We start from the raw sequence: 13,566 nt of genomic DNA on the forward strand, positions 1-13,566 counted from the left end.
TTTTGATGTGTCGCCATCTATCGATGGGTCATTAAACTTCTTGTTCTTTGAACGCTTCGAGATTGGAGCAACTTACAGACTGGATGACAGCTTTGGTGCTATGGTAAACTATGCAATTACACCAGGCCTACGAATTGGATATGCTTACGATCATATCATCTCAGATCTTAATGTAACAACTCCTGCATCGCATGAGATCATGTTATTATTCGATCTGAACTTCCCGAAAAAAGTATCCCGTTCACCACGTTATTTTTAACATAAAGCCAATTACAGATGAAAAAATTATATCTCTCTCTTAGTTTGCTTGCAACCATGGCTATGGCGGGGCAAAATAAAGACACCGAAACTGCCGATAAACTATTTGCTAAATTTGAATATGTAGATGCCGCAAAAGAGTATTTAAAACTGGCAAACAAAGGCAAAGATGTTTATGTTTATAAACAACTGGCTGAAAGTTACTATAACCTGTTTGATTCTAAGCAAGCCATACAATGGTATGCAAAGCTTATAGAGGCTAAACCGCAGGATGCCGAGACCTATTACCGTTATGCTCAAATGCTAAAGGCAGAAGGCAGGTATGAAGACGCAAATAAACAGATGCAGAAGTTTGCATCATTAGCACCTAAAGACCAAAGAGCAGTTTTATTTAATCAGGATCCTGACTATCTGCCAAAATTAAAAATGCAGACAAAGCTGTATGATGAAAAATTGCTGGACATCAACGATAAAAAATATGCTGATTTTAGCGGTTTTGTAACCAATGATAATACTTTCTATTTTGCCAGTACACGTAATACGGCAAGAAGAACATACGGTAGGAATGAAGAACCGTATCTTGATATTTACACAGCCACTTATAACTCCGATGGTAGTTTTAGTGAGCCAACACCGTTATCTGAACTGAATACAAAATGGCATGATGGCCCTGTAACAGTAACAGCAGATGGTAACACCATGTATTTTGCAAGTGAAAGTTTTAAAGAAGGTAAATTTGAAAAAGATACTCCCGGACAGAGAACAGGGCTTGTTTATCTTTTTAAAGCAACAAAATCTAACGGCAAATGGGGTGACATACATCCTGTGCCATTTAACGACAAACGTTGGTCTACGGGTAACCCGGCTATAAGCAAAGATGGCAAAACACTTTATTTTGCATCAAACAGGGAAGGCTCTATGGGAGGCAGCACCGATATTTGGAAAGTAGAGGTTACTGGCAACAATACATATAGCAAACCTGAAAATCTTGGTTCTAAAGTAAATACTGAAGGAAGGGAAAATTTTCCTTATATAACAGACGACAACAAGCTGTTTTTTGCTTCTGAAGGAAGAAAAGGTTTTGGAGGAATGGACATCTTTATGATTGACCTTGCAAAAGGCGGCGAAGCGATGAACTTAGGTTTGCCCGTAAATTCCCCTAAAGACGATTTTGGTTTTAGCTTTAACAATACTAAAAATATTGGTTTCTTTTCAAGTAACAAAGCCGGCATAGACAACCTTTACCTTGCTACCCCTATTTGTGGCGTAGAGGCGATTGTACAGGCAAAAGATGCTAAAACAGGTAAATTCCTGGCTAATGCTAAAATTTCTATCCTTGATGAAAGAAATAACGTAATCCAAACAACTATTGCAGATGCAGATGGTAAAGCAACTTATAGTGTAGATTGCGACAGAGCGTATGTAATACAGGTAGCTAAAGATGGCTATTTACAAAATACAGCTCCAATAGCTAAAACAAGGGAGCGTGTTAAAAACGTTTCTGTAGAACTGACTCCTATAGATGTACTTATTGTAGGCAATGAAATAAAACTTAATGAGATTTATTTTGAATACAACAAAAGTAATATAACTAAAGAGGGCGCTAACGAACTTGACAAACTGGTTCAGGTACTACAGCAAAACCCAAACATGGTTATAATGGTAAAATCACACACCGATAGCAGAGGTAGTGCAGAATATAACCTTGCACTTTCAGACAGCAGGGCAAAAGCAACAGTACAGTATGTAATCTCAAGAGGAATTGATGGCAAACGAATATCCGGGAAGGGGTATGGCGAAAGTGAGCCTAAAGTTAACTGTGGTGAAAACTGTACTGATGAACAGCATTCTCAAAACAGGAGAAGCGAATTTCTTATTGTTAAAAAGTAATAATCACAACTATTATTTTTTTTGAAGCAGCCTTTAGGGGCTGCTTCTTGTTTTGCAACACATTGATTTTCAAAAAATAAATGACGTTGGGACTGAAATTTTAAGAAAACCTTATTTTACATTTAAATAACACTTTCTTAATTTTGTTATACCAAAACAATTTATCTGATGCCATTACATTTGACAGAAATTGAACGTGTAAAGACCATTTCGAAAAAGGATTTTTATAACAAGTATGTAAAAAGGCAAAAACCACTAGTCATAGAGCAGCTCACACAAGACTGGCCTGCTTTTGAAAAATGGAATCTTAATTACATTAAAGAAATAGCCGGAGACAAAACTGTACCACTGTATGATGATCGGCCTGTATCTCACAAGGATGGCTTTAATGAGGCACATGCCAAAATGAAAATGGCAGACTACATTGACCTTCTGCAATCAAAGCCTACTAACTACAGAATATTTCTTTACAACCTCATGAAAGAGGTTCCTTCTTTACATAAAGATTTTAAATGGCCGGATATTGGTTTAAAACTTGTTAAACAATTACCTATGCTGTTTTTTGGGGGAGAGAATTCAAAGGTTTTTATCCACTATGACATTGATTATTCTAACATACTTCATTTTCATTTTAACGGAAAAAAACGCTGTATTCTTTTTGAACCCGATCAGACACCTTACCTCTATAAAGTACCCCATGCGCTTATATCTAGAGAAGATATCGATTTTGACAATCCTGACTTTGATAAATGGCCTGCATTACAATATACTGAGGGCTTAGTTACAGAACTTAATCATGGCGAAATGCTATATATGCCCGAAGGTTATTGGCATTACATGAAGTATGTAACACCCGGATTTTCTATGAGCCTCAGAGCTTTTCCAACAAGACTGATTAATATATCCAAGGCCGTTTACAATATCTTTATTATGAGGAATTTCGACAACTTAATGCGAAAGTATAAAGGCCAGTCATGGATTGATTATAAAAACAAACAAGCTATAATAAATACTCACAAAAACTTAAATCTGCCGGTATAAATAAAACCCCCTTGGTTATGGGATTCTTTTTACCTTTATCCCAGAATTATCAGACAATGTATAAATCGTATACGGTAGACGAAGCACAAAGAAAAATGGAGCATTACTGTGCTTACCAGGAACGCTGCCATGACGAGGTTATACAAAAACTAAAAACGCTGAACATGATTCCTCAGGCTATAGATGCAATTGTGGTACATCTGATTGATAATAATTTTCTCAACGAAGAACGCTTTGCCTGTAGTTTTACCAGAGGAAAGTTCAGAATAAAGCATTGGGGGAAAAGAAGAATTACAAACGAACTTAAGGCAAGGAATATTTCTAAATATAATATTGACCGTGCCCTTAAAGAGATCCCGGCTGAAGAATATTTGGAAACTTTTCATCTTATCGCCGATAAACAATGGGATATTGTTAAAGAAAGTAACATCCTGAAAAAGAAGAAAAAAGTGATGGATTATCTGCTAAGAAAAGGATATGAAAGTAATTTAGTACAGGAAAAAATATTCTCTTTTTGTTAATTTTTTTTACTTTCAACCGAATTATCGTCCCTAAAATTTTGTTAATTTGGCAGTGCCAACCCCAGAATACGTTTACAAAATTTAATGTCTTAATGCTATGGTAAAAAAACTACCCTTTGCGCTTGTATTTATCGCTGCATTATCATTTGGACAAACAAAAGAGTATGACTTTAAAGCTGCTGAATTAAAAACCAAAAAGCTTATTTACTCTCACCCGGACAGTGCTTTAACAATAATTAAAAGAACACTCTCTCAAAAAGGAAATGTCCACGATACAATTTATGGTAACACCTACAACCTGTACGGCATGTACTATGGTATGATAGGCAAACCGGATTCTACCATTTATTATTTAAAAAAATCACTAACTTATCTTGGCCGCTACCCTAAAAACAGAGTGAGAAGCCTTATGAATCTGGCTATAGGGTATCGTAATAAAGGAGATCATACAACTTCTATAAAATACTTAGATAAAGCAATAATTCTTCATAAAAAAAACAAAAACAATGTAGGCCTTGCAATGGCTTATGGGGAGATAGCATCTAATTACAACTACATGATGGATTATGACAAATCTGTAGATTATTTACTAAGAGCTATTACCTTGCTTAAAGCAGAAAAAAACACCACACAGCTTGTTGCCATAAAACAAAAACTGGCAAACACTTACCTGGGTACCCAAAATTACAAATTTGCTATAGACCTATACCGCGAATGCCTCATAGGATTTAAGGCTAATGGCATGACAAAAAATTATTATCTCACGCTAATTACTCTTGGTGATGCTCTTATTCAGGTTAAAGACTTTTCTGGCGCAAAAACAGCACTACAGGAAGCTGCTACAGGACTAAATGGTTTTGGAGATAAAGAACTTATAGGCGTTTGTGCCTCAAAGCAGGCCGAACTGGAAACAAAACTGGGACAAACAGGTAAAGCAGTTATTAGTTATCAAAAAGCAGTTGATAATCTCAAGGAATCCGGCTCTTCAAGAATTATTGGCACAGCGGGTTCTTATATCGATTTACTCAACAAACAAAAACAACATCAAAAGGCATTAAGTATTATAGCAGGAATTGAATCTTCAAAGAAATTTAGGGATGCCACTAAAGTAGACCAGTTAACTTATCAAAATGCTATTGCCGACACATATAAGGCTACAAATAATGATAAAGAAGCCATTAAAGCATACCAAAATACTATTACTATAATGGATTCTATTGCCAGCGCTGAAAAAAGTGCGGCTTTAGAAGAAATTCAGGCAAAATTTCAAACAGAACTGCAGCGCGAAAAAAACATGGCACTAGAGGCAAATAACAAATCGCTGCAAAAAGATATGGAAACAGAGAAAATGCTAATGTTACTATATATCCTTATTAGCATATCTATTATCATATTAATTCTCTTGTTTTTGCGTGGCTATTGGTTAAAAAACCGATTGCAGAAAGAAGAATTAAAATCTATCGAAGCAGAGAAGAATCTTATACAAAAACAGCACGAACACGAACAGGAACTTACAAATACACAAAAAAACATTATAGAAGAAAAACAGCGGGAGCTAACCTCTACGGCATTAAGAATGGCTAACTATCAGGATAGTATTAATGATATTATTGGAAAATGTGAGTCTAATGATTTTATAAAGGTAACCGATGTAAAAAAAGAATTAATGTATTTAATGAAGCAAAAAGATTACTGGAAACAGTTTGAAACACGCTTTAACAATTTGCATCCGGAGTTTGGCACTACGCTTACTAATAGATTTTCGAAGCTTACTAAAAACGACGTCGAATTTTGTTCATTGCTTAAACTTAATTTATCGAACAAAGAGATTGCTTCGCTTTTACAAATTTCTCACGAAAGTGCTATTACTAAAAAATACAGGATAAAAAAGAAAATGGAGATTAATGACGATGCCGAATTTGAAAAACTGATTCTGGAAATATAAATTATGAAACACTATTTTTTAATCTTATTTCTTTCATTAACTTCCTTTTTATCAAGAGGGCAGGAAGCTCCCTTTAGTTATAAAGCTACCGAGGCAAAAATTAAAAAATACATATATTCCTCCCCTGACAGTACTAAAGTGCTTATCGATTATGCCCTTTCTCAAAAAAACCTGCCTGACTCATTAAGAGGAAATGTTTATAATATTTACGCTATTTACTATGGAAATATAGGAAAGCGGGATTCCAGTTTATATTACTATAAAAAAGCAATTGCGACCCTTAAAGATTATCCGGCAATACGATCAAGAGCCTTAATGAATATATCGGTCACTTATCGTAATATGGGCGAATATGATAAGTCCTTTGTATACCTGGAAGAAGCTTTAGAAATTGCTAAAAAAGACAACAATAAATTAAACGAAGCGCTTATTTATGGCAATATGTCCTCAAACTATCAGTTTATGCTTGAGTATGACAAAGCTGTTAGCTGTCTCTTAAAGGGTATTGCCATTGTAAAAAAAGAAGGCGAGAAAGGTACACTATCCACGCTAAACCAAAAACTGGCAAATACTTACATGAAAATGCGAAACTTTGATTTTGCAAAAGATATGTATTTAGAATGCCTTGCAGGGTTTAAAGCCTCAAATGACAGCCGTAATTATGCTTTTACCCTGATAAATTATGCCGAATGTATACTGCACATGAGCGATTCAGATGGCGCAAAAAAAGCACTAAAAGAAGCTATTGAAATCTTAAGGAAATTTAACGATCAGGAACATATTGGAGTAGCTTATTCTAAAATTGCCAATATTGCTTATTTTGAAAATAAATTCAGTGCGTCCTTTAACAACTACAATGCAGCACTTAAAGCACTTACAAAAGCAAACGCTATTAGTGTAGTACTAGTTGCAGCAGAGTATACCGAAAAGCTCAATATGTCTAAAAAATATAAAGAGGCATTAACTGTTATTGAGAACACAAAAAAAATTCCCATCTTTAAAAATACAAATCCTCAGGATAAATTAAGATTTGACCTTGCGGCAGCAGAAACCTATAAAAACACAAATAACGAAGAGAAAGCATTATTAGGCCTTAGTAATGCAGTTAAATTAAAGGACTCGTTAGCCGCAATAGATAGCGACTTGTCTACTAATCACTTACAAGCAGAATTTCAAAAAAACTTACAACAGGAAAAAAGTACTCTTCTAAAAGCAAAAAATAACACACTGCATAAAGCAATGGATGCTAAAAGCAGACTTACATTGCTATATATTCTTAGCAGTTTTATCATTATAATTATCATATTGTTATTCCTCCGCAGCTATTGGCTCAAAACCCGCCTGCAAAAAGAAGCATTAAGAAGTATCGAGGTTGAAAAAAACCTTATTCAAAAACAGCGCAAGCATGAACAGGAACTAACAAACACCCAACGTGATATAATCGAAGAGAAACAACGTGAACTAACTTCGACAGCCTTAAGAATGGCTAATTACCAAGACAGTATTAATGAAATTATTGAAAAATGTGATACAACATTCACTAACGTTAATGATGTAAAAAAAGAACTTCAGCATTTAATAAAACAAAAGGATTATTGGAAACAATTTGAAACCCGGTTTAATAACCTTCATCCCGAATTCAATTCTACTCTTACCAATCGTTTTTCAAAACTCACAAAAAACGATGTTGAATTTTGTGCATTACTTAAATTGAATCTATCAAACAAGGAAATTGCTTCGCTTCTGCAAATTTCTCATGAAAGTGCTATTACCAAAAAATACCGTATAAAAAAGAAGATGGAAATTAATGATGACAATGAGTTTGAAAGAGTAATCATGGCAATTTAATTACTGTAAATTTATTTTGCTCTACTATTCTTTTAATTTCAATAAACTTAACCCCAAAGGGGTCTTGTCTATGTTTTTCGTCTATAAAATATACACATAATCCATAAACAATTGATTTACAGCATTTAATAAATTTATAAAATTTACTCTGTCTATACTTTGTCTATTAATGTTTTGTTAACACTTTGCTTTTTTTAGCTTTACTTTGTAATGTACAAACGGCCTAATTATGGTTATAAAATAGTAATCGATTTTGGGTTGTATACACCGCCAACAAAAAATACTAAACAATAAATTAATGATTAGAATACTCTCTTTAAATAGATTAAATCGTTAGGGTTACCGCCCCCATAGCCCTAACGGTTTTAATTTTTAATATAGAACCTGCCCCCAGTTTTATATTATACGCCCCCTTAGCAGAGATATCTTTCTCTGAGTGATTTTAAAGATGATTTAGCCCCCACGAGATTATCGTCTATTTTATAGTCTTTACTTACTACTCGAAAAGCTTAAAGCATTTACCGTGTTTTCTTTCTGAACCCAATAAATAGTTGTACCCCCAGCTACTTTTTATATGGATGCATAATGACTAAATTTTTATTATTCGTATTTATGTTTTTGCCGTTTTTTGGCACTTCCCAAGAATTTGACAACTTTCCTCCTCCAGATACCAATACCGGAATATACTGCAATGCTTCCACAACCTGGAATGGCAGTGCATGGAGTAATGGTGAACCGGATGCAAATAAGGATGTAATTTTCAATGCTAATTATACCTGTATTACAGGCACGTTTAATGCATGTTCCATTTTTGTTCTGGATGGTGCTCATATAAATTTCAATCAAGGTTCTAACGCAATAGTGACACATAGTGTTAATGTTGCCGAAAATGCACAACTTGTTTTTGAGAGCAGCAGTAATCTTATTCAAATTGAAGAGACAGAAAATACAGGAAATATTATTATAAAAAGGAAATCCTCTAAAATTGTTAAGGATGATTATACCTTATGGTCTTCTCCTGTAAGTGGTGAGCAAACCCTTGTTGATTTTTCTCCGGAAACGCTGCAAAACCATTTCTATACATTTAGCACTAATAATAATATTTACAATAATCTGGTTAACCCTCAAGCTACTGTATTTACAAAAGCAAAAGGATACTTAATTCGCACTCCCGAAACCCACCCAATTGTTCCAACTGCATGGGAGGCGCAATTTGAAGGCACACCTAATACGGGAGATATCAATATTCATTTAGTCTATGCTAATCAGGATTTAAATTATAATGCCGTAGGAAACCCTTACCCGTCTCCTATAAGCATTAAAGCATTTATCGAAGCAAACAGTGATGTAATTGACGGGACTGTTTGGTTGTGGAGAAAAACACAAGACGCTGCAAAATCAAGTTATGTTACAGTTACAAAACTAGGTTATCAGTCTAATGATATCGTTAATATAAACAACCCCAACGATCCTTATTACGCACATCCGGATGGAATAATAAATACCGGTCAGGGTTTTATGGTTAGATCTAAAAACACCCAGGAGTTGGTTTTTAATAACGCTATGCGCCTACCGGTAAATGAAGCTGTTTTTTTTCGCCCAAAAAATGACGAACAACCCGAAGAGAATCTAACAAGCCGGTTATGGATAAATGTTACTGGCACTGGTGTATTTTCACAAACCCTAATAGGCTATACTCCACAAGGCTCATTACAATATGATAACGGATTTGATGGACTGGCAGTAATGGATGGTGGTGTTACATTATACACTGTAACCAATACAAAAAGGTTTGCCATACAGGCCCGTCCTGAATTTAATGATACAGATGTTGTTCCATTAGGATTTAAGACACAAACAGCTGGCACATATCAAATTGCCCTGGACCACATGGATGGTTTATTCTTAAGTGGACAACATATATACCTTAAAGACAAAACAGACAATACTATACATAACCTAAATGAAGGGAATTACACATTCACTACAAATGCAGGTACTTTTGAAAACCGTTTTGAAATCGTTTATACTGAAACTTTAGGTACTAATTTACCGGCAGCACCATTACAGGAAACTATAATTTATACTAATAATAATCAGGTTAAAGTTCATTCTACACAAGAGATAATGTCTATAGCCTTATATGATATATCCGGCAGGCTTATCTATTCTCAGAATAATATTAATGCTTTTGAATTTTCAAGTTCATATCTAAATATTACAAAACAAATTGTTATCGCTAAAACAATATTAAGTAATAAACAGATTGTTACTAAGAATATCGTAATCCAATGATTTAAAAAAACTATAATGAGTAAGGTCATTATAAATGTTGAGTAGTTTTTAATTACTAAAGGCTCCGATAAGTAATATTATCGGGGTTTTTTGTAATTTCCAAATCAGCTTCATAAGTCATAAAATCCTTACTAATGCATTGTTGTATATGGCAGAATTTTAAACATAAGATTACAATATCATTGTATAATATTCTTAAAAATGAATATTATCATCTATTTGTTTCATATAAATATCTATATAGTAAATATATAACAGTAGTATTGAAAAATACATAAAAAGCAAATACCTCTATTACAAATACTTATATATCAATATATTTGCATAAGGATAATAAAGGGGATTTATTTATTAATTTATTTATAAATTAAATAAGAATATATACTTAATTTGAAGAGTAATTATGAGTTCTACTCATAATGTTTTAGTAATTTTTTAGTTGGATGCGGAATCCCGGGTTAGTAGCCGGGATTCTATTTTTTATACCCTTCCGTTTATTTAGAAAGTAATATACTTACTGCATTTCCGCCAAAACCTACAGCATTTACTAATATCTTTTTCAAGGGTCTGTCCAATACTTTATCAGACGCTACAAATGGAACCCCTACAAAATGATTGTGCTGCAGCATCAAAACGGCAAATTCAAGGCTCAATAATCCTGATGAACCAAACGTATGCCCTATCTTCCATTTATTAGTAGTCAATAAAGGAAGTTTATCACTAAATATTTTTTGTATAGCTTTATATTCAGAAAGATCACCTTTAATTGTGCCTGGCGCATGCATAACAATAGCATCTACCTCTTCAATAGGTGTATCTCTAAGTGCCATTATCATTGATTTTTGCATGCATTCTGCGTCGTCAGAAATAGAGACACTATGTTTCAGTGTTTCTGTAGCATATCCTACCCCATCAATATAAGCCAAGGCATTTGGCACTTTACCAAGCTCAAGGCATGCCGAAGCTGCTCCTTCACCCAGCACCATTGTATTTGCTTTTTTATCCAGATCTAATGCCCTGCATGGATATTCAGCAGTAAGTGTACTATAAATTTTCATTGCCTGCATTTGCGCAATCGTAAAAGGTGTTAATGGCGCCTCACTACCTCCTACAAGGAATTTATCTGCCATGCCAGCACGAAGCCATGCTACGCCATTTAAAAGCGCATGTAATGCAGTAGAACAGGTGATTGAATGTGATATTTCAGGACCGGTACTTTTAAGATCCTGGGCAACCCAGCTCGAAATATTTCCAAGTGTAGTAACCGGTGATGCCTGTACTGCTGTTTTTCCGGTTTCTAAAAATTCACTATGGTGCTTCTCAAAAAGATCGGTAGCACCACGGGAAGAGCCAATATTAATCCCAAAAACATCATCCCCACCCCATCCGGCTTCCTTTAGCGCCTCTCTCGAAGCGAGCAAAGAATACAGCACCGAATTGTCAAGACTACTGTATTTTGAGTCAGATTTTTTTAAAGCTTCAACTTCATGTTTCTGTTGCTCAGTAAGTGCAGCAGCCGGAACAATTTTAGCGCCTGCCTGAAAATCCTGAATAAGCGTTGTCTCTTTTAAATAATTCTCCCAAACCTCCTGAGGCGTAGTACCCAATGGAGAAAACGAAGAAATGGAAACTATGGAAACCGGTGTTGACACTGTAAATAAATTTATGCAAAAGTACTGCAAAACACAAAAAAAGGGGCATTAGCCCCTTTAAAATTTTAAACTTACTATCACAGCACTTTTTCGATAGCCTGCTCTATGATTTCATAAATTTTCTCTAGCAATTCGTCCTGTATTATATACGGAGGAAGTATGTAAATAATATTACCTACAGGTCTCATTATAACTCCGTTTTCGATAAAGAAGTTGTATAATTTATTCCTGAAGTTGCCATAATATTCTTCACTATCCCTATTAATTTCAAGTGCAAATATTACCCCCTGCACCCTTGCTGTTTTAACTCTTGGATGAATTTCCATTTTCGCCTTAAAGGCAAGGTGCTGCGTGTTTATGCGCTTAATGTTTTCCTGCATTTCCGGCTGCAGCAATAAATCCATACTGGCAAGCGCAGCAGCACACCCTGTTGGATTAGCCGTAAAGGTATGTCCGTGAAACAATGCTTTGTTTACATCATCATCATAAAAACCATCAAACAACTCTTGTGTAAAAGTAGTTATCGCCATAGGTATCGTTCCTCCTGTCAGCGCTTTCGACAAGCACATCATATCAGGCTGGGTTGTTAGATAATCGCAGGCAAAGTTTTTTCCTGTTTTACCAAATCCCGTCATTACTTCATCTGCAATCGTGAAAATAGCATTTGCTTTACAAATTGTAATCAGTTTGTCTAATGCTGCCGGCTCATACATAACCATTCCCGCTGCTCCCTGAACTAAAGGCTCAAAAATAAACGCCGCATATTCGTTAGTCGCTGCCAACTCTTTTAAAATCTCAAAGCTTTCTTCTTCTTTTCCTTTTAAAGGAACCGGTATTCTAACCACTTCAATGAGCGATCCTTTAAAGGCTTCGGTAAAAAAAGAAATACCGCTTGCTGCCATAGCGGCAAATGTATCCCCGTGAAAAGCATTTTCGAAAGCGATGATTTTAGTACGCTTTTCGCCTTTGTTATAATAATACTGCAATGCCACTTTCATTGCGATCTCCACAGCTGTAGACCCATTGTCTGAAAAGAATAACTTCTTCTGGTTATCCGGAAGCAGTTCCATCAGCCTTTCGGCCAATACAATAGCAGGCTCATGCGTAAAACCGCCAAAGAGCACGTGCTCCAGTGAAGTAAGCTGTGCATAAATAGCATCGGCAATATATTTATTACTGTGCCCATAAGGGTTTACCCACCACGATGCTATCGCATCGATATATTGTTTCCCTTCTTCATCCCATAGCAATGCACCCTCTCCTCGTTTTATAGCAATGGGCAGGGCTGCCGTTTTATGTTGTGTGTACGGATGCCAAAGGTATTGACCGTCTCTTTCCTGTAAATTCATAACTTCAATAGATTTTCCCGAAATATATCGGCATAATAAGAGATCACGTTTTGATCAAAATAAGGTTCATCTTCAATGCGGCCTATCATTGTTAATCCCGTTTTTTTAAGAATAATCTCTTCTGTAGATGGTAGTTCGTTACCATTAAACACAATACCAGCTATATCAATATTTCTATGTTTCAAGGCTTCAATAGTAAGCAGTGTATGATTGATACTCCCAAGGTAATGCCTTGAAACGACAATAACTTTATAGTCGGGCTTTATCAAATCGGCAATAGTATCAGTATCATTAAGCGGAACAAAAAGCCCGCCGGCTCCTTCTATCACCAAATGATTTTGAGTTATAGGCTCCTGTATCTTTTTAAGTTCAAGAACAACGCCATCCAACTCTGCTGCCAAGTGCGGACTCGCAGGTGTATTAAGCAGGTAGCTGTTAGGGAATAATTGTGTTTTAGTATTAGATATGTACTGTTTTATCTTATGGCTGTCTGATGTTTCTACATCGCCTGCCTGTATAGGTTTCCAATAATCGGCTTCGAGAGCTTCGGTAATAATTGCTGAAGCAATCGTCTTACCAACATCGGTACCTATACCTGTAATGAATAGTTTCATTGTTATTTTGTTTCGTTATGCAAACTTACTAAACGAAATGGCATGCTCAAGCGAATATGTAAAGGCAATTTTCACTTTGAGCAGTTAAACATAATTTTAATACAATATTACGAATGAGGGGTTTTAAAATTCTTAATTTTGAAAGAGAAGCTT

The 13,566-nt window shown here is 35.3% G+C and carries 10 protein-coding genes; 7 read left to right on the plus strand and 3 right to left on the minus strand.

What is annotated here, in order from left to right:
- The 7 genes from EPI11_RS10005 to EPI11_RS10035 form a co-directional block, all read left to right on the plus strand.
- The coding region (locus EPI11_RS10005) for a type IX secretion system membrane protein PorP/SprF (RefSeq protein WP_128389834.1) at positions 1-259 on the plus strand (259 nt) is incomplete at its 5' end.
- A gap of 17 nt (positions 260-276) precedes the next feature.
- Positions 277-2,148: an OmpA family protein gene (locus EPI11_RS10010; RefSeq protein WP_128389835.1), complete on the plus strand. Its 1,872-nt coding sequence runs from the start codon at positions 277-279 to the stop codon at positions 2,146-2,148.
- Between the two features lie 168 nt (positions 2,149-2,316).
- On the plus strand, positions 2,317-3,189 hold the full coding sequence (locus EPI11_RS10015; protein ID WP_206619113.1) for a cupin-like domain-containing protein: 873 nt from the start codon (positions 2,317-2,319) through the stop codon (positions 3,187-3,189).
- Positions 3,190-3,206: 17 nt separating this feature from the next.
- Positions 3,207-3,710, plus strand: a complete 504-nt coding sequence (locus EPI11_RS10020; RefSeq protein WP_241657611.1) for a regulatory protein RecX — start codon at positions 3,207-3,209, stop codon at positions 3,708-3,710.
- 97 nt (positions 3,711-3,807) lie between these two features.
- Complete coding sequence (locus tag EPI11_RS10025) at positions 3,808-5,655, plus strand: tetratricopeptide repeat protein (RefSeq protein ID WP_128389837.1); 1,848 nt, start codon at positions 3,808-3,810, stop codon at positions 5,653-5,655.
- 3 nt (positions 5,656-5,658) lie between these two features.
- Positions 5,659-7,503 carry a tetratricopeptide repeat protein gene (locus tag EPI11_RS10030; protein ID WP_128389838.1) on the plus strand — a complete coding sequence of 615 codons (1,845 nt, stop codon included), beginning with the start codon at positions 5,659-5,661 and terminating at the stop codon, positions 7,501-7,503.
- A gap of 585 nt (positions 7,504-8,088) precedes the next feature.
- The gene (locus EPI11_RS10035; RefSeq protein WP_128389839.1) at positions 8,089-9,798 is read left to right on the plus strand and encodes a hypothetical protein; all 1,710 of its coding nucleotides are present in this window, start codon (positions 8,089-8,091) and stop codon (positions 9,796-9,798) included.
- Positions 9,799-10,292: 494 nt separating this feature from the next.
- On the opposite strand, the gene EPI11_RS10040 is transcribed toward EPI11_RS10035, so the two are convergent.
- The 3 genes from EPI11_RS10040 to bioD form a co-directional block, all read right to left on the minus strand.
- The gene (locus EPI11_RS10040) at positions 10,293-11,450 is read right to left on the minus strand and encodes a beta-ketoacyl synthase N-terminal-like domain-containing protein (protein WP_128389840.1); all 1,158 of its coding nucleotides are present in this window, start codon (positions 11,448-11,450) and stop codon (positions 10,293-10,295) included.
- A gap of 77 nt (positions 11,451-11,527) precedes the next feature.
- Complete coding sequence (gene bioA, locus EPI11_RS10045; protein WP_128389841.1) at positions 11,528-12,799, minus strand: adenosylmethionine--8-amino-7-oxononanoate transaminase; 1,272 nt, start codon at positions 12,797-12,799, stop codon at positions 11,528-11,530.
- A complete protein-coding gene (bioD, locus tag EPI11_RS10050; RefSeq protein WP_128389842.1) occupies positions 12,796-13,413 on the minus strand; it encodes a dethiobiotin synthase in 618 nt (205 codons plus the stop codon). The genes bioA and bioD overlap by 4 nt, the downstream gene beginning before the upstream one ends.
- Positions 13,414-13,566: the final 153 nt, after the last annotated feature.

The organism is Flavobacterium cerinum, from assembly GCF_004028155.1.
Taxonomy (GTDB): domain Bacteria; phylum Bacteroidota; class Bacteroidia; order Flavobacteriales; family Flavobacteriaceae; genus Flavobacterium; species Flavobacterium cerinum.